This is a genomic window from Marinovum sedimenti, from assembly GCF_054052205.1.
This window is the reverse complement of record NZ_CM133223.1, coordinates 2,749,792-2,772,660: the sequence shown is the minus strand read 5'-3', so window position 1 is coordinate 2,772,660 and position 22,869 is coordinate 2,749,792. Positions and strand designations below refer to the sequence as shown.

Sequence of the window (22,869 nt, the reverse complement as noted above, 5' to 3'; positions counted from 1 at the left end):
CGGCGTCTCCTTAGATAAAGGTGCGGGCATGCGCCCGGTCGGGCAAGGCCAGATGCGGAATGGCGTTGTAAGAGGCCAGCATTTTCTGGCCGTGGACGTATTGGATTTCGGTCACCGCCGAGTTGCGCAGCTGGAACATCAACAGCGTCATCGCCTGGATGTCGAGGCCAAGCACATGGCGCAGCACCATCGCGATAAAGCCGCCGGAGGTGACGACCAACGCCCGCCCGCCGTGGCTTAGGATATCGTCCATCGAGCTGAGCGCGCGGTCCTCAAAGGTGGCAAATGGCTCGGGGGCGCCGGCGATTGCATCCTGCTGCCACATCTCCATCAGCTTGGGGATATGGCGGGTGAATTCAGCGGGGCTTTGCGGCGCGGTCAGGCCATTGTCGGCCTCGGCCAAGGTGGCGAGGGTGAAGTAATCGAACTCGTTCAGCCGGGTGTCGATCTGCGGCGTCAGATGGCCCATGCCCTGCGCGGTGCCCAAATGGCGCGACATGTCACCGGCCCAGACGTGATCGAAATGCGCCTGGTGCGTGCGCATGTGATCGCCCAGCCACTCGGCCTGTTGCGCGCCCAGCGGCGAGAGGCGGTCATAGTCTGCGGCGGTCTTGGCGTGGGTGTTGGCCTGCCCGTGGCGAACGAGGGTGATGTGGGTCATGCGGTGCCTTTGCCTTGGTTTGTTCTTTGCTAGCGGGCCTTGGCGCGGGTGAAAAGGGCCGGACGCCCCGAAACAGCCAGCGCGTGCGCCGGATAACGGGCTATATCGCCGCCCCGGTGGGGGGATGGCGATGCGCGGCGGGCTTTACCCGCTGTTAACGCGCCGTGTGCCAGATTGGCACGGATCGCCCGTATCGGAAACCTGAACGCCGCAATTCCGATGACAGGTGTCGGGATTGACCCTGCCCTGCGCCCCGGCCCATGCTGTAGATGCTCGGGACAGGAGGAGCACGCATGTCCGACACGATCCGATTCACGCTTGATGGCCGAGAGGTCGAGGCGCAGCCCGGCGAAACGATCTGGGAGGTGGCGCATGGCCGTGGCCTGGTGATTCCGCATCTGTGTCACAAGCCTGCTCCCGGCTATCGCCCCGACGGCAATTGCCGCGCCTGCATGGTCGAGATTGAGGGCGAACGCGTGCTGGCGGCCTCTTGCATCCGCGAGCCTGCCGAAGGCATGACCGTGACCACCAATTCGGCGCGCGCGACCGGTGCCCGCAAGATGGTGATCGAGATGCTGGTGGCCGACCAGCCCGAGCGCGCGGCGGCGCATGACCGGTCGTCGCATTTGTGGGACATGGCCGATCTGAGCGGCGTTGCGACCAGTCGCCTGCCAACGCTGGAGGCCGAGCGCATTCCGCTGCTCGATGACAGCCACGTTGCGATGTCGGTGAACCTTGATGCCTGCATTCAATGCGGGCTTTGTGTGCGGGCGTGCCGCGAAGTGCAGGTTAATGATGTGATCGGGATGGCGGGGCGCGGGCATGATGCCTATCCGGTTTTCGATTTCGACGACCCGATGGGCGAGAGCACCTGTGTGGCCTGCGGCGAATGCGTGCAGGCTTGTCCGACTGGTGCCTTGATGCCCGCCACTGTTGTCGACGAAGCGCAGGCGGGGGACAGCAAGGATTTCGACAGCGAAGTCAAAAGCATATGCCCGTTTTGCGGCGTTGGCTGTCAGGTCTCGCTTAAGGTTAAAGACGGCAAGGTCAAGTATATCGAGGGCGTGAATGGCCCCGCCAACGAGGGGCGGCTATGCGTGAAGGGGCGGTTTGGGTTTGACTATATCCACCACCCGCACCGGCTTACCAAACCGCTGATCCGCCGCGCGGATGCCCCGGCAAAAGGGCTTAACGTCGATCCCGGCGATCTGTTGACGCACTTCCGCGAGGCTTCGTGGGACGAGGCGCTGGATGCCGCCGCGGGTGGGCTCAAGGGGCGTGGGCGCGAAGTTGCGGGCTTTGGTTCGGCCAAATGTACCAACGAAGAGGCCTATCTGTTTCAGAAGTTTATTCGGCAGGGCTTTGGCCACAACAACGTCGATCACTGCACGCGGCTGTGCCACGCCTCATCGGTTGCGGCGCTGATGGAGAACGTTGGGTCGGGGGCAGTGACCGCCACCTTTAACGAGATCGAAAACGCCGATGTGGCGATTGTGATCGGGGCCAATCCGATCGAAAACCACCCGGTCGCCGCGACCTATTTCAAGCAATTCGCCAAGCGCGGCGGCAAGTTGATTGCGATGGACCCGCGTGGTGTGGGGCTGAAACGCTATGCCACGCACCGGCTGCAATTCCGGCCCGGCACCGATGTGTCGATGCTGAACGCGATCATGCACGTGATTGTTGAAGAAGAGCTTTACGACCGGCAATATATCGAGGCCTTTACCGAGAATTGGGAGGCCGAAAAGGCGCATCTGGCCAATTTCCCGCCCGAAAAGATGGCCGGGATTTGCGGCATCGAGGCCGATGTTCTGCGCGATGTGGCGCGAACGTTTGCCGGGGCCAAGGCGGCGATGATTTTCTGGGGCATGGGAATTTCCCAGCATATTCATGGCACTGACAATTCGCGCTGTCTTATTTCGCTGGCGCTGATGACCGGCCAGATCGGGCGCCCCGGCTCTGGTCTGCATCCGTTGCGAGGGCAGAACAATGTGCAGGGCGCGTCGGATGCCGGGCTTATCCCGATGTTCCTGCCCGATTATCAAAGCGTGACCGATGACGGCGTGCGCAGTGCCTTTACCGAGGTTTGGGGCAGCGAAGATTTCAGCGCCGAAAAGGGCCTGACCGTGGTCGAAATCATGGATGCGATCCACGACGACAAGATCAAGGCGATGTATATCCTTGGCGAAAATCCGGCGATGTCGGACCCGGATGTAGAGCACGCCCGCGATGCGCTTGCCAAGCTTGACCACTTGGTGGTGCAGGATATTTTCCTCACCGAGACCGCGAATTATGCTGATGTGATCCTGCCCGCTTCGGCGTTTTACGAGAAGTCCGGCACGGTGACGAACACCAATCGGCAGGTCCAGATGGGCCGCCCTGCAGTGACGCCTCCGGGGGAGGCGCGCGAGGATTGGGCGATCACGGTGGAGCTGGCAAAACGCTGCGGGCTGAACTGGACTTACACCCACCCGCGCGAAGTGTTTCACGAGATGACGCTGAACATGAAATCGTTCAGCAATATCACATGGGACCGGCTTGAGGCGGAAAATGTGGTGATGTATCCGTCTCTTAGCCCAACAGATCCGGGCCAGCCGGTGGTATTTGGCGATGGCTTCCCCCGCCCCGAGGGCCGGGCGAAATTCACCCCCGCCAGTATCATCCCACCCGATGACGTGCCCGATGCGGATTATCCGATGATCCTGACAACCGGGCGGCAGTTGGAGCATTGGCACACCGGGTCGATGACGCGGCGTGCCAGCGTGTTGGACGCGGTGGAGCCGGAGGCGAATTGCTCGCTTCACCCCGCCACTTTGCGGCAACTCGGGGTCGAGCCCGGCGGCATGGTGCGGCTGACCACGAAACGCGGATCGGTCACTGTTATGGCGCGCGCCGACCGGGCGATTGCGCCGGATATGGTGTTCCTGCCCTTTGCTTTTGTCGAGGCGGCGGCGAACGTGCTAACCAACCCGGCGCTTGATCCCTTTGGCAAAATCCCCGAGTTCAAATTTTCGGCGGTGAGGGTGGAAAAGGCCGACAGCGGCGCGGTGGCGGCGGAGTAGCCCCCCGACAATACGCCGCAATGGATTGAAATTGCGGCGTAAAACGCCTTCGGCCGTGGAGGCGAGATAATCTGCACCCGCGGTTCTGCGATTTGTGTTATACTACCCTGAATTGTACGGTGTATTTTCAGGAGATATTTCGATGCGTGCGCGTTCATCGGACGGGGCATTAACCCTGTTGGGCGTCAGCGGCAGCCATGTTGTGATGCTGGGCTGGGATTACCCCGAAGACAAATGCGACGGTTTGATGGGCTTTGCCATTGAAAAGACCGATCATTTTACGGGTCGCAAAGGCTGGCTGATGGGGATGAAGACCTTTGCCGCGACCGATCCCGGCGGCGACCTTGGCGCGCTGCATTCAACCCGAGAGCATCCGATCCAAAGCTTTCTGTGGTCGGATTATTCCGCCGAACCGGGGCGCAGGTACTCCTATCGGGTGATCGCGCTGAAAGGCACGCCTGCGGCGCTCGACCCGGTGGCCGAAACCGATATTACGCTTGAGGCCGAGGCCCCGGAGGGCGGCGTGAATGACGTGCATTTCAACCGGGGCATCGCGGCCAGCCAGCAATATGCCCGGCTGTTTGGCAACCGAAAACCCGACGAAAACGACCCTGACGATCCGGCCTGGGCCTGGCTGTCGCGGGGGCTGTTCGAGGCGATGGTGGCCTTTGTGGCGCGCGCTGCGCCGGGCGACAAGCTGCGGATCTGCGCGTATGAATTCCATTTCGTGCCGTTCCTCAAGGTGTTGAAACAGGCGGTCGACCGGGGCGTCGATCTGAAAATTATCTATGATGCCAAGGACAAACCCCGCGACGGCATGGTCTTTCCCCGCGATGCCAATCGGGCGGCGGTGCTTGCGGCGGGGCTGGACCCGGCCCTTGTGATCGAACGCGCGGCGATGAAATCCGCGATCAGCCACAACAAGTTCATGATCCGCTATCAGGGTGACGTGCCGACCGAGGTTTGGACCGGCGGAACCAACTTTTCGGACGGCGGCATTTATGGCCAATCGAACGTGGGGCAGGTGGTCGAAGACGCGGGGGTTGCCGCGACCTATGCCGAATTCTGGGCGCTTTTGGCGCAGGATTTGTCTGCCGAACCGATGCGCGCGCCCATCGAGAAGATGACGCCGACACCGGTGGGCCGCCCTGCCCCCGGCGTGACGCCGATGTTTTCGCCGCGCGACTCGCTTGAATTGCTTGATTGGTACGCGCAGCAGGCGCTGGCGGCCAAGGATGCGCTGTTTATGACCTTTGCCTTTGGCATGGATGACCGGTTCAAGACCGCCTATCGCGAGGGCACCTCCCGCTTGCGATTTGCGCTGATGGAGCGCGCCACACGGTCGTTTCGCACTCAGGCCGACCGCGAGGCCGAGGAGGAGCGGATCAAGTTTTTACGGTTCAAAGTCGAGAACCTGTTTGGCATCGGCTCACACCTGCGGCGCGACAGGTTTGGCACCTGGCTGGCCGAAAAGCTGACTGGCCTGAACTCGCATGTGCGCTATGTGCACAACAAATTCATGCTGATTGATCCGCTGTCGGATGATCCGATTGTTATCGGCGGATCGGCCAACTTCTCGAAAGCGTCGACCGAGAAGAATGATGAGAACATGCTGATTATACGGGGAAATACCCGGGTCGCCGATCTGTACCTTTGCGAATACATGCGGCTTTACAACCACCATGCCTTTCGCGATTTCCTTAATAAGTCCGGCAGAGCGCGGCCGCAGCTTAACCATCTGAGCACCGGTGATTGGTGGCGCGGCCATTTCGGCGACGGCGATAAATCCCGCCGACGGGTGTATTTTTCCCACGGGACGTTTGCCTGACAACCGCCGCGTGCGGACTGTCAGGCGGGTCGTCAGATCACGCCCAGCACCCGCAGGCCAAGGGCAACGGTCGAGAGCACAGCCACGGCGAAAACCAAGGTGCGCAGCACCGGGATACCAAGGCAATACACCACGTAATGGGCGACGATGCCGAAGAAATAGGTCATCGCCAGCGTGCCGGGATAGCCATCCTCGGGCAGGCGGATCATGGCCAGAACCGCCAGCGGCGCAAAGGCCACAAAGCTTTCGACCGCGACGGTATGGGCCCGCATCGCCCGCTGCGCCCAAGGCGATTGCGGCTTGGCGTTGGCATCGTAATTGGCCAGTGCGCCCATCAGCCCGCGCACCAACATCCGGTCAAGGATATAGGGCACCCAAGCCAGCGCGATCCAAATCGCGCTGAGCGTGGTATAGAATTCCAGAGTGGTCATCATCGTCTCTCTCGTGCAAGATTTCACCGGTGCCGTATACCACGATTCAGGGCGGCGCGCCTTGTCATTTCGCAGATCAGCGCCCGCAACGGGCTGATTTCACAAAATATTTATGTTAGGCTGTGCTCATGGATATCATCACCGTTTCCTATTACGCCTTTGTTTGCGGCGTGCTCGGGCTGGCCGGGCCACGGCTGGGCAAGCCGGTGATCCGGCTGATCATCGGCGGGGTTGTCGGGGTTTTGGCGGCAACGCTGCTGCCGCTGGTGCGGTTGCTGTTCTGGGGATAAGGGCCGGGGCTAGCGCCAGTTGACATCGCCCAGAAAGATATAGCCCGCGCCGTAGATCGTCTTGATAAGGCGGGGGTTTTTCGGGTCTTCCCCCAGTTTGGTGCGCAGTCGCGAGATCCGCACATCCATCGCCCGGTCAAAGCTTTCGCCCGCCGCGCCGCCCAGCGTCTCTTGCATCTGTTGCCGGGTGATCAGCCGCCGGGGGCTTTCCAGAAACATCCGCAGCACCTCGCCCTCGGCATGGGAAAATCCGGCCTCGGCCCCGGCCTCGCTGCGCAGGGTGTAGGCATCGAAATCGGCCTCCCAGCCGCTGAACGCCGCAATCCGCCCGGCATGCACCACCGTGCGCGTCGACCGAAGGCGCGCCCGCACGCGGGCGACCACTTCGCTGGGATCAAACGGTTTTATGATGTAATCGTCGGCCCCGAGCTCCAGCCCGATCACCCGGTCCTGCACCTGCGCCCGCCCCGAAATGATGATCACCGCCGCCCCCTGCTCAAGCGCGAGGCGATGCACCAGCGACAGGCCATCGCGGTCCGGCAGGCTCAGATCCACCAGGCAGACATCCGGCGTGGTGCGCCGCAGCGCCGCCTCAAATTCGGTGGCGCGGCCAAAGCTCAGGGTGCGAAACCCGGCTTCCTCCAGCGTGTCGGCCAGAAGCCGGCGGATCTCAGGCTCATCGTCAAGAATGGTGACCAGGGGCGCGTCGCTCATGCTTTGGCTTTCGTGTTGGCCAGCGCGGCGGCGAGGTGGATGGCGTCGAATGGTTTGCGCAGGACCGGGCCGCGCGCCTCGGCGGCGCAAAACAGTGCGTGGTCGGCGGGCAGAGACGTCATCAACGTGACCGGAAGATGCCGCGCGGCGACGGCAAGATCAAGGCCGGTCAGGCCGCCTTCAAGCTGGATGTCGGTCAGGACCGAGGTGATTTCGGGCAGGCCCGCCACCAAAGCGCGCGCCTCGGTGACCGAGGCCGCCTCGACAACGCGGTGGCCCAGACCGGTGAGCAGGTCGCGGACCGTGCCGCGCAGGTCCGGGTTGTCATCGACGAGCAGCACCATGCCTGGCTCGGCCTCAACCGGATCGGGCACCAGACGCAGCGGCAACCGCAACAGCACCTGCGCGCCCATCTGCGTGTTGGCCAGTTTGAGGTCGCCGCCCGCCAGTTTGGTGGCGTCATAGACCATCGCCAGCCCCAGCCCCGAGCCTTCGTCGCCCTTGGTGGTGAAAAACGGCTCGGTTCCGTGGGCGAGCGCTTCGGCGCTAAAGCCGGGGCCGGTGTCGGTGATGCGAAAGCTGAGCCAGGTGTCGGCATCGGCACGGGCAGAGACCGTGATCTTGCCGCTGGTCCCACAGGAATCCCGCGCGTTGAGGATGAGATTAAGCAGCGAATCCTGCAACATGCCGGGGTCAATCATTACGGCTGAGGGCACATCTGCACTGAGCGTTAGCTCCAGATCCGGCGGCAGGCTGGGGCGCGCAAGCGTTTGTAGTTCTTCAAGAAAACGGTCCAGTCGGGTGGGCACTGGCTGGTGCAGGCGGCTGCCGGTCATGTCGGCGATCCGGCCCAAAAGCGTGCCACCCCGGCGCGCGGCGCTGAGCGTTGCGCTTATCAGCGGCGCGGCGCCTGGTGGCAGATCGTTCATCCGGCCCAGTTTGGATTGCATCCCGAGGATGATCGTCAGCAGGTTGGAAAAGTCATGCGCCAGCCCCGAGGTCAACTGAGCGGCGATTTCACGCCGGCGGGTCTGTTGCAGGGCAACGCGGGCTTGGGTTTCCTCGGTGGTGTCCATCGACAGGATATAGACGCCGTTTTCGTTCTGATCCGGGGTGAAGGCCACCCGAATGCGGCGCAGGCTGGGGGCATCGGTGAATTCGAACACCGACTGTTGGCCGCCATACGCGGCATCAAGGTGCGGGCGCACTTTGGCATAGGCGTCGGGGCCGAGCGCCTCTTTGATTGACATGCCGACGATGCCGGACGGGCGGCCGGGAATAACCGAGCTAAGCCGTTGATTGGAATAGGTGTAATGGCCGTTTGCATCGACATGGGCGATATGGGCGGGCATCATTTCAGCGGTCAAGCGGGTGCGGGCCTCAATCGCGCGCAACTGGCGCTGGGTCTCTTCCAGCGCGCTGACGGTAGAGGCGAGTTCGCGGTTGGTGGCGGCCAGCTGTTCGGAACGTTTCAGCACCTCTTCCGACAACAGCTCGGACCGGGTGCGCAACAGTTGCTCTTGCTCCTTGGTGCGGGTGATGTCGGTGTAAACCGTGACCCAGCCCCCCTGTGGCAGAGGCGCGCCCTCGACCGAAATGAAGCGGCCATTCGAGCGGGGCCGTTCCATATAATGCGGCTCAAACGCGCGGGCTTGGCGGACGCGCAGCGCGATAAATTCGTCCATATCGGCAATTTCACCGTATTCGCCACGCGCGGCAAGATGGCCGATGGTATCGACGAACCGGGCACCGGGAGTGACAAGCGCCTCGGGTAGATCGAACATTTCCTGAAACCGGCCATTGCACTGAACCAAACGGAGACCGCGATCATAGATGGAGAGTGCCTGCTGGATCAGGTTCAGACCCGCCTGGGTCAGATCGGATAGCTGTCTGTCGGACAGATGCATGCCTCGGGTCGCCCCCCGCTTGAATGACCTGTCGGAATTACGCGGTTCGCCGTGGCTTATCAACCTCGGCGGAGTCCGGGGGGTATAAGCCATCTGCCCGACCGGGCGACTTGTGCAACACTGTTCGGATCATGCGGTGGGTCATGGAGGCCGATTTTGGCGTCCAGAGTACCCGCGTTTGGCAGGTAAAGAGCATGGGATTACCCGTTGGGCGTGACTTTCATTGCGACACCGCACCAGAACGGGGCTGGAACGCCGCGCGAAGGGTAACACCGTCAGAAGGAGAAGCGCGAAGGGTACAAACGCCGAACCTGCGAACATGCCGACCAGCCAAATCGGACTGAGGACCGGCCCGGCAAGGTTCAGACCTTCGAAAAAGTTAACGAGCGGATGCACATAGCTCTCCAAAGCAGTCGATGTCCCTATATTTGCGCACCCAAAACCTAAGACTTCCTTAACGCCACGCCGAACCGAGAAATCCGCCGCTGTTACAATTCGTAAGATTTGGGAAAAGTTCAGGAAAAAGTTGACCGGCAGCCTAGGCCCTGACCAAATGAGAGGCAGAATCGCGCACAGGCGGTCGGCCCCGGAAAACGGGGCAAAGGGAGGAAATGGATTGGCTGAGTTGTCTCAGGGCGTAGAAGGTCTGCGCTCGATTCCGGCGCTTTTGAAGCGCAACGCCACGCAATATCGTGACAAACCCGCGTACCGCGAAAAGGAGTACGGGATCTGGCAGAGCCGGACCTGGTCTGACGTGGACGGGGAAATCGAAGCGCTCGCATTGGGCCTTTTGAACCTTGGCGTGAATGAGGGTGATTTCATCGCTGTCATCGGGCGCAATCGGCCGTCGCTGTACTGGTCGATGGTGGCCGCGCAGATGGTTGGCGCAGTGCCCGTGCCGCTGTATCAGGACGCGGTTGCCGAAGAGATGGAATACGTGCTTGGCCATTGCGGCGCACGGTTTGTCATCGTGGCCGACCAAGAGCAGGTCGACAAGGTGATGGAAGTGCAGGAGAGCCTGCAACAGTTTGAACACATGATCTATATTGATCCGCGCGGCTTGCGGAAATACGATCATTCGCACCTGCATCAGTACAGCCATGTGCAAGATCAGGGCCGCGCCGCGCGCGATGAATTCATCACCGAACTCGACCGGCGACGTGACAAACTGGGGTATGATGACACCTGTGTGATGCTGTATACCAGCGGCACGACGGGCAAGCCCAAGGGCGTGGTTCTGTCGAACCGCAACATCATCGAAACTGCCAAGAACACCTCGGATTTTGACCATTTGCGCGCCGGGGACGAGGTACTGGCCTACCTGCCGATGGCCTGGGTGGGCGACTTTATCTTTTCGATTGGTCAGGCCTATTGGACCGGATTCTGTGTCAATTGCCCGGAATCGCCGGAAACCATGATGACCGATCTGCGCGAGATTGCGCCGTCGTATTACTTTGCGCCGCCGCGGGTGTTTGAAACCCAGCTGACGCAGATCATGATCCGGATGGAAGACGCCGGGACGCTTAAGCGCAAGATATTCCACCACTTTATGAACCACGCTCGCAAGGTCGGGCCGCGTATCCTTGATGGCGAGAGCGTGGGTATGCTGGACCGGCTGCGGTATGGGCTGGGCGAAATCATGGTGTATGGCCCGCTGAAAAACACGCTTGGGTTTTCCAAGGTGCGTGTGGGCTATACGGCGGGCGAAGCGATTGGGCCGGAGATTTTCGACTTTTATCGCTCGCTTGGGATCAACCTGAAACAGCTTTATGGCCAGACCGAGGCCTCGGTGTTTATCACCCAGCAGCCGGATGGTCAGGTGCGGTCGGATACGGTTGGCGTGCCCTCGCCCGGTGTGGAAATCCGCATCGCCGAGAATGGCGAGGTGTTCTATCGCTCGCCCGGGACGTTTGTGGAATACTACAAAAACGCCGAAAGTACCGCCGACACCAAAGACCCCGAGGGGTGGGTGGCCACCGGCGATGCCGGGTTTTTTGAGCCCGATACCGGGCATTTGCGGATCATCGACCGGGCCAAGGACGTGGGCCAGATGGCCGATGGCAGCCTGTTTGCGCCGAAATATGTGGAAAATAAGCTTAAATTTTTCCCCAACATTCTTGAGGTGGTGTTGTTTGGTGCTGGGCGTGACCTCTGCTGTGCGTTCATCAACATCGACCTTGCCGCTGTCGGCAACTGGGCCGAGCGCAACAACATCGCTTATGCCTCGTATCAGGAGCTGGCCGGGCACCAGCAGGTGCTCGACACGATCCAGAGCCATGTGGAAGAGGTGAATGCTTCGGTGGCTGAAGATGACATGCTGTCGGGCTGTCAGGTGCATCGTTTTCTCGTGCTGCACAAGGAGTTGGACGCCGATGATGGCGAGCTGACCCGGACGCGCAAGGTGCGCCGCAAGATCATTGGCGAGAAGTTCGAAGACCTTGTGAACGCACTCTATGCCGGGTCGGACAGCATCTATACCGAGACCGAAGTGACCTATGAAGACGGGCGCAAAGGCAAGATCAAGGCAACGCTGGAGATCCGCGATGCCAAGGTTGTGCCGGTGGTGCCGCAGAAGGTTGCCGCGGAATGAGCGGCGCCAGCACGGGTTTTATCAAAGACATGCAGCAGGGAGGTGTCGCGTGAAGGACACGGATGGATACGTCACCGCGGACGGTCGCCAGATTGGCGGCGTGTTGATGGAGATGAAGAACATCACCCTGCGCTTTGGCGGCGTTGTGGCGATCGAGAACATCTCGTTCGACATCCGCGAAGGCGAGATACGGGCCATTATCGGACCGAACGGCGCGGGGAAATCCTCGATGCTGAACGTGATCTCGGGGTTCTATACGCCGAGCGACGGCGAGGTTTGGTACAAAGGGTCGAAGCGCCCGCCGATGAAACCCTATGAGGTGGCGCGGCTCGGCGTGGCGCGGACCTTCCAGAACATCGCTTTGTTCGAGGGGATGTCGGTGCTCGACAACGTGATGACCGGGCGGCTGACGCATATGAATTCCGGCATCGCGGCGCAGGCGCTGTGGTGGGGCAAGGCGCGTGATGAAGAGATCGCCAACCGCCGCAAGGTTGAGGAAGTGATTGATTTCCTTGAGATTCAGGCCATTCGCAAGACGCCAGTGGGCACCCTGCCCTATGGATTGAAGAAACGGGTCGAGCTGGCGCGGGCGCTGGCGGCGGAGCCGTCGATCCTGTTGCTGGATGAGCCAATGGCCGGGATGAACGTCGAAGAGAAAGAGGACATGAGCCGCTTTATCCTTGATGTGAATGACGAATTTGGCACCACCATTGCGCTGATCGAGCACGATATGGGCGTGGTGATGGACATCTCTGACCGGGTGGTGGTGATGGATTACGGCAAGAAGATCGGCGACGGCACGCCAGAAGAAGTGCGCAACAATCAAGATGTGATCGACGCCTATCTTGGCGTGGCGCACTGAGGGAAACACAATGCTAAACGATATATTTATCAAACCCTTCGTCGATATGGTCGAAGCGCCGGACTTCCTTTTGCAGGTGCTGTGGGAAGGGCTGGTTTCCGGCATCCTTTACGCGCTGATTGCGCTGGGGTTTGTGTTGATCTTCCGCTCGAGCCGGATTTTCAACTTTGCCCAAGGCATCATGGTGGTTTTTGCCGCGCTGACGCTGGTGGGGCTGCATGCGATGGGCGTGCCGGCGTGGATCGCCGTTGGCCTGACGCTGGTGGTGATGTTCCTCCTTGCGGTCAGCATCGAGAGGATCGTGCTGCGGCCTTTGGTCGGGCAGCCGGATATCATCCTGTTCATGGCCACCATCGGCATCACGCTGTTCCTGATTGGCTTGGGCGAGATCATCTTTGGCGGTGAAAACAAGGTGATGATCACGAGCGAGCTTGGCATTCCCACCGGCGACACGGTGCTGGAGCCTTGGGGCGGTCTGTTGATCCTGCAACACCTTGATATCACGGTGGTTGTGGTGGCGACGCTGCTGGTGATCGCGCTGCTGGCCTTTCTCAACTACACCCAGATGGGCCGGGCAATCCGCGCCTTGGGCGACGATCACCAAGCCGCTTTGTCGGTCGGGATCTCGCTTCAGACGGTCTGGGTGCTGGTCTGGTTCATCGCCGGGATCATCGCTTTGGTCACCGGGATTGCATGGGGCGCGCGGGCCGGGGTGAGCTTTGCTCTGGAAGTGATCGCCTATAAGGCGCTGCCGGTTCTGATGCTTGGCGGGCTGGAGTCGATCACCGGGGCGATCATTGGCGGGCTGCTGATCGGGCTGAGCGAGAAGCTGTTCGAGATTTACTGGGGCCAGCCGTTGCTGGGCGGCAATACCGAGACGTGGTTTGCCTTTGTGCTGGCGCTGGCGGTGCTGTTGTTCCGGCCTCAGGGGCTGTTTGGGGAACGTATCATCGAGAGGGTGTAGAGCGGGCCCCGCGCCCGCCAGTCGGTAAAGCAGCCGGGGGAAACGCCCCCGGCGAACGGAACAAACATCCGGAAAGACATAACAATGCTCTACAGAACCGCAGGTCAGTTCAAGACCACCTACAAGGCCGATCAGGCGCTGTTTCCGGTGCGGCAGGACGCCATTCTGCTGATGGTTATCCTTGCCTTTGCCTGGGTGATCTTTCCGCTCACCGCGTCGGAATTCACCTTTCAGACGCTGCTGATCCCGATCCTGATCTATTCGCTGGCCGCGATGGGGCTGAATATCCTCACCGGGTATGCCGGGCAGCTGAGCCTTGGGACGGCGGCGTTTATGGGTGTCGGGGCCTATGCCTGCTATAAGATGGTCACACTGATGCCGTGGATGAACCCGATCCTTGCGATCCTGTTCTCGGGCGTTTTCAGTGCCGGGATCGGCGTGGCGTTTGGCATACCGTCGCTGCGGATCAAGGGGTTTTACCTCGCCATTGCCACCCTCGCCGCGCAGTTCTTTCTGGTCTGGCTGTTTGAGAAATGGGCGTGGCTGTACAATTACAACGCCTCTGGCGCGATCCAGGTGCCGAACCTGAAAATGTTTGGCGTGTACGTCGCCGGGCCGCAGGCGTCTTCGGTCACGCAATATTTCGTGGTGCTTGGCATCGTGTCGCTGATGACCCTGCTGTGCATCAACCTCACCCGAGGCAATCTTGGCCGGACGTGGAAAGCCACCCGTGACATGGACATCGCGGCCGAGCTGATCGGCATCAACCTGATGAAATCCAAGCTCACCGCCTTTGCTGTCAGCTCTTATGTTGTCGGGGTGTCGGGCGCGCTGTTTGTCTTTATGTGGCGCGGCGCGGCAGAGCCGAACCTCTTTGACATCCCGCTGTCCTTCCGCATTCTGTTCATTGCGATCATTGGCGGGCTGGGGTCGATCATGGGCAACTATCTGGGCGCGATCCTGATCGTCGGTCTGCCGGTGGTGCTGGGCACCGTGCCGCAAGCGCTGGGCATTCCGGTGTCTTCGGCGATGGTTGAACACCTCAATATCATGATTGTCGGCTCGCTGATCGTGTTCTTTCTGATCATCGAACCGCATGGGCTGGCGCGGCTTTGGGCGCTGATCCGTGAAAAGCTTATACTCTGGCCGTTCCCCCACTAGGGGCCCGGCCCAACAAAAACAAACCGTTACGAGGGAAATTAAATCCAATGGGAGGAAACACATGAAACATTTCACCAAACTGGCTGTGGCCGCAGTGGTCGCATCCATCACCGCAGGCGCTGCGATGGCCGAAGGGCTGTATACGCCGAACCTCAGCTATCGCACCGGGCCGTTTGCGGCGACCGGCATTCCGCTGATGAACGGTCAGGCCGACTATATGGCGATGCTGAACGCCCGCGATGGCGGCATCGGCGGCGTGATGATCGACTTTGAAGAATGCGAAACCGGCTATTCCACCGAAAAAGGCGCGGAATGCTATGAAAAGACCAAGGACAAGGCGATTGTGACCCAGCCTTGGTCGACCGGCATCACGCTTCAGGTGCTGCCCAAGACCAACATCGACGAGATCCCGATCCTGGCGCCCGGCTATGGCTTTTCGCCGATGATGGACGGCAAGACCTTCCAGTGGGCCTTTAACACGCCTGCCGGTTATTGGGATGCAGCCGATATGATCGTTCAGTACCTTGAAGGTCAGGGCGATCTCGATGGCAAAAAGATTGCCTTCCTGCACCTCGACCACCCCTACGGCAAAGAGCCGCTGCCGCTGATGGAGAAGATGGCGAGCGAAAAGGGCTTTGAGCTGGTGCCGATCCCGGTTGGTCTGAAAGAGATGCAGAACCAATCGGCGCAGTGGCTGCAAATTCGCCGCGAACGCCCTGATTACGTTGTGATGTGGGGCTGGGGCGCGATGAACGCCGGGGCGATCACCGAAGCCGTCAAAACCAAGTTCCCGATGGAAAACATGGTTGGCGTTTGGTGGGCCGGTCACGATGCCGACCTCAAGATCGTTGGTGAAGACGGCAAGGGCTATAAGTCGATTTCCTGGTCCTTCCCCAATCTCGATGCGCCGGTGGTGGCCGACATCAAGAAACACGTTGTTGACGCGGGCAACACCCAGTCGAACGAAGAAGAGATGGCCGGCGTGTTCTATAACCGTGGGATCATCATTTCCGCGATCTTGGCCGAGGGCATTCGCATGGCGCAAGCCGAGTATGACACCGCCGAGATCAGCGCCAGCCAGTTGCGCTGGGGTCTGGAAAACATCGACATGACCGAAGCACGGATTGCGGAGCTGGGTCTGGATGGCATGGTGCCGCCGTTCAAAACCACCTGTGCGGATCACACAGGCGGATCGGGCGGCTGGATGCTGGAATGGGACGGCGAGAAATTCGTCAAAGTCTCGGACCACATGACGCCGCGCACCGATGCCTATGAGGCGCTTGTGGCTGAAAAAGCTGCTGAATACGCCGAGGCCAATGCGCCTTGGCCGGTGGCCGAAAACTGCGAGATGTAATCTCGTGACCTTCCGGCGGCAGCGCAGCCCGTTGCCGCCGGACCTTACGCTTTTGGAAAGAGAAGACGATGCTGGACGCCGCCCCGACCGAAGCCACAACCAAAGAGACCCTGCTTGAGGTCAAGAATATCGAGGTGATCTATAATCACGTTATCCTTGTGCTCAAGGGCGTGTCGCTGTCGGTGCCCAAAGGCGGGATCACCGCGTTGCTGGGCGGCAATGGCGCGGGCAAGACGACGACGCTCAAGGCGATTTCAAACCTGCTGCATTCCGAGCGGGGCGAAGTGACCAAAGGCTCGATCATCTACAAGGGTGAGCGGGTGCAGGGGCTGGACCCGGCGGCGCTTGTCAAACGCGGTGTGATCCAGGTGATGGAAGGCCGCCACTGTTTCGAGCACCTGACGGTTGAGGAAAACCTGCGCACCGGGGCCTATACGCGGCGCGATGGCAAAGGCGCTGTCGAGGCCGATCTAGAGATGGTGTATGACTATTTTCCACGGCTGAAAGAGCGGCGCAAATCGCAGGCGGGCTATACCTCGGGCGGGGAACAGCAGATGACGGCGATTGGCCGCGCGTTGATGAGCCGCCCCGATACGATCCTGCTGGATGAGCCGTCGATGGGGCTGGCCCCGCAGCTGGTGGAACAGATTTTCGAGATTGTGAAATCGGTGAATGAGAAGGAAGGCGTGTCCTTTCTTCTGGCCGAACAGAACACCAATGTGGCGCTGCGCTTTGCGCATTACGGCTATATTCTGGAATCGGGTCGTGTGGTGATGGACGGCCCCGCCGCCGATCTGCGCGAAAACCCGGATGTTAAGGAATTTTACCTCGGGATGTCGGACGATGGCCGCAAATCCTTCCGCGATGTGCGCTCGTACCGGCGCCGCAAAAGGTGGCTGGCGTAAACCGCCTCCCCCACCCAAACAGTTTTGCTCTGCCCCCCTCTGTGCCGCGTGCCGCGACCATTGATCAAAGGACTTTTGTCATGACTCGACATTACGATGCCCTCGAAACCCGGTCGCATGATGAGCGTACCGCGACGCATCTGGCGCAGCTGAATGCCCAGCTTGCCGCGAACGGGCTGGACCCGGTTGGCGATCTTTCGGCGCTGGCCGCCCTGCCCGTGCTGCGCAAATCCGATCTGGTGGCAAAACAAAAGGCACAGCCGCCGTTTGGCGGGCTGCCGGTGTCGAACCTCGCGCATATCTTTCAATCGCCCGGCCCGATCTATGAACCCGGCGGTGTCAGCCACGATTGGTGGCGGATGGGGCGGTTTCTGCATGCGGTGGGGATTGGCGCGGGTGACATCGTGCAGAACTGCTTTGGCTATCACCTGACACCGGCTGGCATGATCTTTGAAAACGGCGCGCGGGCTGTTGGCGCGACGGTCTTGCCCGCTGGCACCGGCCAGACCGAGCTTCAGGCGCGGGCGGCGCATGATGTCGGCGTGACGGCCTATGCGGGCACGCCGGATTTCCTCAAGGTGATTCTTGATAAGGCCGACGACATGGGTTTGCCGCTGAAAATCACCCGCGCGGCGGTGGGCGGCGGCGCGCTGTTCCCCTCGCTCCGGCAGGAATACGCCGATCGCGGCATCACCTGTCTGCAATGTTATGCCACCGCTGATCTTGGCAATATCGCCTATGAAAGCGACGCGCAGGAGGGGATGATCCTCGACGAAGGCGTGATCGTCGAGATCGTGACGCCCGGCACCGGCACGCCTGTGGCCGAGGGCGAGGTGGGCGAGGTCGTGGTGACGACGCTGAACCCCGATTATCCGCTGATCCGCTTTGCCACCGGCGATATGAGCGCGGTTATGGCGGGCCAAAGCCCTTGTGGGCGGACCAATACCCGCATCAAGGGCTGGATGGGCCGCGCCGATCAGACCACCAAGATTAAGGGCATGTTTGTGCGCCCCGAACAGGTGGCCGAACTGGTGGCGCGCCATGATGACATCACCCGCGCCCGCGTGATTGCCGCGCGCGAAGGCGAAACCGACAAGATGATCGTGCGGCTGGAAAGCGCGGGCGACGACCCCTCGCGCTATGATGTAACGGTGCGCGAAGTGCTCAAGCTGCGCGGGTCTATCGAACTTGTGTCCCCCGGCACCCTTCCCAAAGACGGGATCGTGATAGAGGATACTCGGGTTTACGATTGAACCGGGAGGATCCCTCTATGCCCCTCACTCTGCCTCGCGCATTTCTGCGCGGACTGGCGGCGGCGGCGTTTGTTGCTGCAAGTCAGGCCAGCGCTGCCGATTTGGCGCTTGTGATTGCGAACTACGATTACCAACGTCTTGATGACCCGCGCGCTGCGGAAAACCTGCGGCCGATTGCGCGGCAACTGGCGCGCGAAGGCTTTGACGTGATCGAGACTTACAATGCGCGCACCGGCGATATGGCCGAGGCCGCCGCGCAGTTTCAGCGCCGTGCCAGCGATGCGGACCGGGTGATCATCCTGCTTGATGGCCATTTCGTCAGCACCGGCACCGATGCCTGGCTGCTGTCGACCGACACGCGCGATGTTGATCAGCTGACGGTCGCGTCACAGGGGCTGTCGCTGTCGGCCTTGGCCGAGATCGCGGGCCGAAACGCCGCCGGGCGGGCGGTGATTTTTGCCGGGCGGTCAAGCGAGCTGCGGCTGCGGGGCGAAGGCTTGCGGATTGGCACCCAAGGGGTGGATCTGCCACAGGGCGTAACCCTGGCGAGCGGCAATTCCAATCGGCTGGAAGCGGCGATCCTGCAAGGGCTGCTCAACCGTGACAAAAGCCTGAACGAAGCGCTGAGCCAACTCGCGGCGCGTGGGTTCCTGACCGACAGCCTTGGGTTCACCGATGGCGGCCGCTCGGGCCCGGTTGTCGATGTCGATGCGGTGACACAGGCCGCGTTGGACGAGGGGTTTTGGAATGCCGCCCGCGCGATTGATACCGAGGCGGCCTTGCAGCTTTATATCGAGCGTTACCCGCGTGGCCGGTTCCGCACCCAAGCAAACAACCGCATCACGGCGCTTGTCGCCGACCGGCAGGGCCGTTGGGAGCGTGAAGAGACCAACCTCAACCTGAGCCGCGATGACCGCCGCAAGCTTCAGCGCGATCTGACGCTGCTGGGGTATAACACCCGCGGCATCGATGGCATCTTTGGCCAAGGCACCCGCAGCGCGATTGGCCGGTGGCAACGGGATCGCGGCCATGAGGTGACCTCGTTCCTGACCGACCGGCAATGGCGCCAGATCAGCGACGAGGGCGACCGCCGCCGCGCCCAACAGGCGCAGCAGGATGAGCGCGCCGAAACCACGTTCTGGCGTCAAAACGGCGCTGATGGTGGTGAGGCTGGGCTGCGCCGCTACCTCGAGCGGTATCCCCGTGGGCGCTTTGCCGAAGATGCCCGACGCGAGTTGCAAGAGATCGAAGCAGCCCGTGAAACCGAAGACCGACGCGCCGAACGCCGCGCTTGGCAGCAGGCGCAAGAGATCAACTCGGTGGCCGGATACCGCGATTTTCTCAACAGCTATGGCAACAGCGAGTTTGCAAATCAGGCCCAGGCCCGCATCCGTGCGCTGCAAGCCGCCGCCGAGGACAATGACAACGACCGCCTGCGCGCCGCACGCGATGAGGAACGCGAGATCCTCAACAGCCCGGTGACCCGGCTGCTTGTTGAACAGCGGCTGCAAAGCCTTGGCTACGATCCCGGATTTGTCGATGGCAACTTCAAGGATGACACCCGCGACGCGATCAAACGCTATCAAAAGGACCGTGGCATCGACATCACCGGCTATGTGACCAAGCGCACCGCTGGTTTCCTTCTCGCCGGTCGTTAAGCCAGCCCACACCACTGCAATCGCGCCCTGCCCCACCGGCGGGGCGCTTTTTTTTCGTCTAGGCGGCGCATCGGGGGCAAATTGCCCGGTTTCTTGGCCAGCACACTGGACGCTGGCCCCGTCACGCAATATCACCCGCAAGGACCACAGGCCGCCCAAGGGAATACGTTGATGTCGCGCTACGATGCCGCCTCGATCGAGGCAAAATGGCAAGAGGCCTGGAACACGGCCCAGTCTTTCACCGCCACAATGGAGGGCGGCAAACCGAAGTACTATGTGCTTGAGATGTTCCCCTATCCGTCAGGCAAGCTGCACATGGGCCATGTGCGCAACTACACGATGGGCGACGTGATCGCGCGGTACAAGATGTCGACCGGGCATAACGTGCTGCATCCGATGGGCTTTGATGCCTTTGGCATGCCCGCCGAAAATGCCGCGATGGCGAGCGGTGGCCACCCCAAGGACTGGACCTATTCCAACATCGACACGATGGTCGAACAGATGAAGCCGCTGGGCCTCTCGCTCGATTGGTCGCGGATGTTTGCCACCTGTGATCCCGAGTATTACGGCCAGCAGCAATCGCTGTTCCTAGACTTCCTCGAAGAGGGTCTGGTCTATCGCAAGAACGCGGTGGTGAACTGGGATCCGGTGGATATGACCGTTCTGGCCAATGAACAGGTCGAGGATGGTAAGGGCTGGCGCTCGGGTGCCGAGGTTGAGCGGCGCGAGCTGACGCAGTGGTTCTTCCGCATTTCCGACATGGCCGAAGATCTGCTCGATGCCATTGATGGGCTCGACGACTGGCCTGCCAAGGTCAAGCTGATGCAGCAGAACTGGATCGGCAAGTCGCGCGGTTTGCAATTTGCCTTTGGTCTGGTCGATGCCCCCGAAGGGTTTGACCGGGTTGAAGTGTATACCACCCGCCCCGATACGCTGCTCGGCGCTTCGTTCCTTGGCATTTCGCCGGATCACCCGCTGGCCAAACAGCTTGAGAAGGACAACCCCGAGCTTGCGGCTTTCTGTGCGGATTGCCGCAAGACAGGCACCACCGAAGAGGCGCTTGAAAAGGCCGAGAAGAAGGGCTTTGACACCGGATTGCGCGTGCGCCATCCGTTTGACACCGCTTGGGAATTGCCGGTCTATATCGCCAACTTCATCTTGATGGATTACGGCACCGGCGCGATTTTCGGCTGCCCGGCGCATGACGCCCGCGATCTTGAATTCGCCCGCAAATATGAGCTGCCTGTCACCTCGACCTTTGCCTCGGCCGAAGACGAAGGCCGCACCCTACCCGAAGACGGCGGCGAGGCTTATGTGCCGCTGAAGTCGGAAAAGGTGATCTATGTGCGCGGCTTTGCCGGCGAGACCGAGCAGACCGGCGAGCAAGGCATCGACTCCGCCATCGCCTTTTGTGAGGCCAATGGTGTGGGCCAAGGCGTGACCAAGTTCCGCCTGCGCGATTGGGGCCTGTCGCGGCAGCGCTATTGGGGCTGTCCGATCCCGGTGGTGCATTGTGACGCCTGTGGCGTGGTGCCCGAGAAGAAAGAGAACCTGCCGATCGAACTGCCCTATGATGTCAACTTTGACACCCCCGGCAACCCGCTTGACCGGCACCCGACCTGGCGCAACTGCGCCTGCCCCGCCTGTGGCAAGGACGCGCTGCGCGAGACTGATACGATGGACACCTTCGTTGACAGCTCGTGGTATTTCACCCGGTTCACCGCGCCGCACGCCGAGACGCCCACCGATCTCGACGCCGCGAAATACTGGATGAACGTCGATCAGTATATCGGCGGTGTCGAGCACGCGATCTTGCACTTGCTCTATTCGCGCTTTTTCGCCCGTGCGATGCAGATCACCGGCCACTTGCCGGAAAGCGCGCGCGAACCGTTTGATGCGCTGTTCACCCAAGGCATGGTGACGCACGCGATTTACCAGACCGAGAATGCCGATACCGGCCGTCCGGTCTATCACTATCCGGCGGATGTCGAGGAACGGGACGGCAGCACTGTGGTCAAGGCCTCCGGCGAGGCCGTGACCGTGATCCCCTCGGCCAAGATGTCGAAATCCAAGAACAACGTGGTTGATCCGCTCGCGATCATCTCGTCCTTTGGGGCCGACACCGCCCGCTGGTTTGTGCTGTCCGACTCGCCCCCCGAACGGGACGTGGAATGGACCGCCTCGGGGGCCGAAGCCGCCGCGCGCCACCTGTCGCGCGTGCACCGCATCGCGACGGAGGCCGCGGCCTCGGACGCTGGCCCGCAAGCGGGTGATGAAGACCTGCTGAAAGAGATGCACAAGGCGATCCGCGACGTGACGCTGGGCATCGAAAGCTTTGGCTTCAACGCCGCCATCGCGCGGCTGTATGCCTTTACCAACACCCTTGCCAAAGCCAAGGCCGGGGCCGAAGCCACCCGCGAAGCGACCCGCGTGCTGGCACAGCTGATGTCACCGATGACGCCGCACCTGTCCGAGGAAATCTGGACGATGATGGGCGGCGACGGGCTGGTGATTGACGCGGTTTGGCCGGTGGCCGACGAGGCGATGATGGTCGAGAATGCCGTCACCCTGCCGATCCAGATCAACGGCAAGCGGCGGGCGGAAATCAGCGTCCCGACCGATATGTCGAAAGAAGAGGTTGAAAAGATCGCCCTCTCCCACGAAGCTGTGGTCAAGGCGCTGGATGGCAGCGCGCCCAAGAAGGTGATCGTTGTGCCCGGACGGATCGTGAATGTGGTTGTCTGATCGCCGCAAAACCCTTGGCGGCGCAGTGGCGCTGGTGGTTTTGGCGGGCTGCGGTTTTGCGCCCGCTTATGGCACCGGTGGCAGCGCGTCGCAGTTGCAAAACGCGATCCATATCGACGAACCCGGCGACCACGAGGCCTATGTTGTCACCCGCCGGATCGAGGAACGGCTTGGCGCGGGGGGCACCGCTGCGCCCTATACGCTGGCGCTGTCGATCGACACCTCGCAAGACAGCTTTGGCACCACCTCGGACGGCAAACTGACGCGGTATCGCATCCTTGGGCAGACAGAGTTCACCCTGCGCCGCCCCGGTGATGCGACGGCGGTTTATACCGGGATCGTGCGCAATTTTACCGGCTATTCCGCCTCGGGGTCAACGGTCGCCACCCTTGCCGCGCAGCGCGACGCCGAAGACCGGCTGATGATCATGCTGGCCGATCAGGTGATTGACCGCTTGGTTCTGGCCGCGCCCGATTTCTGAGCG

The 22,869-nt window shown here is 61.3% G+C and carries 17 protein-coding genes; 13 read left to right on the top strand and 4 right to left on the bottom strand.

Going from position 1 to position 22,869, the window contains the following annotated elements; translation table 11 throughout:
• Nucleotides 1–10: 10 nt before the first annotated feature.
• Complete coding sequence (locus ACW9UO_RS13290; RefSeq protein ID WP_457086274.1) at nt 11–661, bottom strand: histidine phosphatase family protein; 651 nt, start codon at nt 659–661, stop codon at nt 11–13.
• Between the two features lie 293 nt (nt 662–954).
• Here ACW9UO_RS13290 and fdhF point away from each other — a divergent pair, with 293 nt between their 5' ends.
• A complete protein-coding gene (gene fdhF, locus ACW9UO_RS13285) occupies nt 955–3,723 on the top strand; it encodes a formate dehydrogenase subunit alpha (RefSeq protein WP_457086273.1) in 2,769 nt (922 codons plus the stop codon).
• A gap of 142 nt (nt 3,724–3,865) precedes the next feature.
• Nucleotides 3,866–5,551, top strand: coding sequence for a phospholipase D-like domain-containing protein (locus tag ACW9UO_RS13280; RefSeq protein ID WP_457086272.1), 1,686 nt, complete (start codon nt 3,866–3,868; stop codon nt 5,549–5,551).
• 32 nt (nt 5,552–5,583) lie between these two features.
• Here ACW9UO_RS13280 and ACW9UO_RS13275 read toward each other — a convergent pair whose 3' ends face one another.
• Complete coding sequence (locus ACW9UO_RS13275) at nt 5,584–5,985, bottom strand: MAPEG family protein (protein ID WP_457086271.1); 402 nt, start codon at nt 5,983–5,985, stop codon at nt 5,584–5,586.
• Nucleotides 5,986–6,110: 125 nt separating this feature from the next.
• Here ACW9UO_RS13275 and ACW9UO_RS13270 point away from each other — a divergent pair, with 125 nt between their 5' ends.
• Nucleotides 6,111–6,272 (top strand): hypothetical protein, encoded by a 162-nt coding sequence (locus tag ACW9UO_RS13270; RefSeq protein ID WP_457086270.1) that lies wholly within the window; start codon nt 6,111–6,113, stop codon nt 6,270–6,272.
• A 9-nt stretch (nt 6,273–6,281) separates the two neighbouring features.
• On the opposite strand, the gene ACW9UO_RS13265 is transcribed toward ACW9UO_RS13270, so the two are convergent.
• Nucleotides 6,282–6,986, bottom strand: coding sequence for a response regulator transcription factor (locus ACW9UO_RS13265; protein WP_457086269.1), 705 nt, complete (start codon nt 6,984–6,986; stop codon nt 6,282–6,284).
• On the bottom strand, nt 6,983–8,893 hold the full coding sequence (locus tag ACW9UO_RS13260) for a hybrid sensor histidine kinase/response regulator (RefSeq protein ID WP_457086268.1): 1,911 nt from the start codon (nt 8,891–8,893) through the stop codon (nt 6,983–6,985). The genes ACW9UO_RS13265 and ACW9UO_RS13260 overlap by 4 nt, the downstream gene beginning before the upstream one ends.
• 625 nt (nt 8,894–9,518) lie before the next feature.
• On the opposite strand from ACW9UO_RS13260, the gene ACW9UO_RS13255 reads away from it, so the two are divergent.
• The 10 genes from ACW9UO_RS13255 (at nt 9,519) to lptE (ending at nt 22,866) form a co-directional block, all read left to right on the top strand.
• Nucleotides 9,519–11,483 (top strand): AMP-binding protein, encoded by a 1,965-nt coding sequence (locus ACW9UO_RS13255; protein ID WP_457088653.1) that lies wholly within the window; start codon nt 9,519–9,521, stop codon nt 11,481–11,483.
• A 49-nt stretch (nt 11,484–11,532) separates the two neighbouring features.
• Nucleotides 11,533–12,345, top strand: coding sequence for an ABC transporter ATP-binding protein (locus tag ACW9UO_RS13250; protein ID WP_457086267.1), 813 nt, complete (start codon nt 11,533–11,535; stop codon nt 12,343–12,345).
• A gap of 10 nt (nt 12,346–12,355) precedes the next feature.
• Complete coding sequence (locus ACW9UO_RS13245) at nt 12,356–13,309, top strand: branched-chain amino acid ABC transporter permease (RefSeq protein WP_457086266.1); 954 nt, start codon at nt 12,356–12,358, stop codon at nt 13,307–13,309.
• A gap of 84 nt (nt 13,310–13,393) precedes the next feature.
• Nucleotides 13,394–14,470, top strand: coding sequence for a branched-chain amino acid ABC transporter permease (locus ACW9UO_RS13240; protein WP_457086265.1), 1,077 nt, complete (start codon nt 13,394–13,396; stop codon nt 14,468–14,470).
• 61 nt (nt 14,471–14,531) lie between these two features.
• Entirely contained in the window at nt 14,532–15,824 is a 1,293-nt protein-coding gene (locus ACW9UO_RS13235; protein WP_457086264.1) for an ABC transporter substrate-binding protein, read from the top strand.
• 68 nt (nt 15,825–15,892) lie between these two features.
• Nucleotides 15,893–16,729 (top strand): ABC transporter ATP-binding protein, encoded by an 837-nt coding sequence (locus tag ACW9UO_RS13230; RefSeq protein WP_457086263.1) that lies wholly within the window; start codon nt 15,893–15,895, stop codon nt 16,727–16,729.
• Nucleotides 16,730–16,809: 80 nt separating this feature from the next.
• Entirely contained in the window at nt 16,810–17,982 is a 1,173-nt protein-coding gene (locus ACW9UO_RS13225) for a phenylacetate--CoA ligase family protein (RefSeq protein ID WP_457086262.1), read from the top strand.
• A gap of 17 nt (nt 17,983–17,999) precedes the next feature.
• Entirely contained in the window at nt 18,000–19,640 is a 1,641-nt protein-coding gene (locus ACW9UO_RS13220; RefSeq protein ID WP_457086261.1) for a peptidoglycan-binding domain-containing protein, read from the top strand.
• 171 nt (nt 19,641–19,811) lie between these two features.
• Nucleotides 19,812–22,385 (top strand): leucine--tRNA ligase, encoded by a 2,574-nt coding sequence (gene leuS / locus ACW9UO_RS13215; protein WP_457086260.1) that lies wholly within the window; start codon nt 19,812–19,814, stop codon nt 22,383–22,385.
• Nucleotides 22,372–22,866, top strand: coding sequence for an LPS assembly lipoprotein LptE (lptE, locus tag ACW9UO_RS13210; RefSeq protein WP_457086259.1), 495 nt, complete (start codon nt 22,372–22,374; stop codon nt 22,864–22,866). Before leuS ends, lptE begins: the two co-directional genes overlap by 14 nt.
• Nucleotides 22,867–22,869 lie beyond the last annotated feature (3 nt).

Excerpts from the sequence above, each read along its gene's own strand:
- ACW9UO_RS13290 (WP_457086274.1), bottom strand. The coding sequence starts at position 661 with ATGACCCACATCACCCTCGTTCGCCACGGGCAGGCCAACACCCACGCC.
- fdhF (WP_457086273.1), top strand. The coding sequence starts at position 955 with ATGTCCGACACGATCCGATTCACGCTTGATGGCCGAGAGGTCGAGGCG.
- ACW9UO_RS13280 (WP_457086272.1), top strand. The coding sequence starts at position 3,866 with ATGCGTGCGCGTTCATCGGACGGGGCATTAACCCTGTTGGGCGTCAGC.
- ACW9UO_RS13275 (WP_457086271.1), bottom strand. The coding sequence starts at position 5,985 with ATGATGACCACTCTGGAATTCTATACCACGCTCAGCGCGATTTGGATC.
- ACW9UO_RS13270 (WP_457086270.1), top strand. The coding sequence starts at position 6,111 with ATGGATATCATCACCGTTTCCTATTACGCCTTTGTTTGCGGCGTGCTC.
- ACW9UO_RS13265 (WP_457086269.1), bottom strand. The coding sequence starts at position 6,986 with ATGAGCGACGCGCCCCTGGTCACCATTCTTGACGATGAGCCTGAGATC.
- ACW9UO_RS13260 (WP_457086268.1), bottom strand. The coding sequence starts at position 8,893 with ATGCATCTGTCCGACAGACAGCTATCCGATCTGACCCAGGCGGGTCTG.
- ACW9UO_RS13245 (WP_457086266.1), top strand. The coding sequence starts at position 12,356 with ATGCTAAACGATATATTTATCAAACCCTTCGTCGATATGGTCGAAGCG.
- ACW9UO_RS13240 (WP_457086265.1), top strand. The coding sequence starts at position 13,394 with ATGCTCTACAGAACCGCAGGTCAGTTCAAGACCACCTACAAGGCCGAT.
- ACW9UO_RS13235 (WP_457086264.1), top strand. The coding sequence starts at position 14,532 with ATGAAACATTTCACCAAACTGGCTGTGGCCGCAGTGGTCGCATCCATC.
- ACW9UO_RS13230 (WP_457086263.1), top strand. The coding sequence starts at position 15,893 with ATGCTGGACGCCGCCCCGACCGAAGCCACAACCAAAGAGACCCTGCTT.
- ACW9UO_RS13225 (WP_457086262.1), top strand. The coding sequence starts at position 16,810 with ATGACTCGACATTACGATGCCCTCGAAACCCGGTCGCATGATGAGCGT.
- ACW9UO_RS13220 (WP_457086261.1), top strand. The coding sequence starts at position 18,000 with ATGCCCCTCACTCTGCCTCGCGCATTTCTGCGCGGACTGGCGGCGGCG.
- leuS (WP_457086260.1), top strand. The coding sequence starts at position 19,812 with ATGTCGCGCTACGATGCCGCCTCGATCGAGGCAAAATGGCAAGAGGCC.
- lptE (WP_457086259.1), top strand. The coding sequence starts at position 22,372 with ATGTGGTTGTCTGATCGCCGCAAAACCCTTGGCGGCGCAGTGGCGCTG.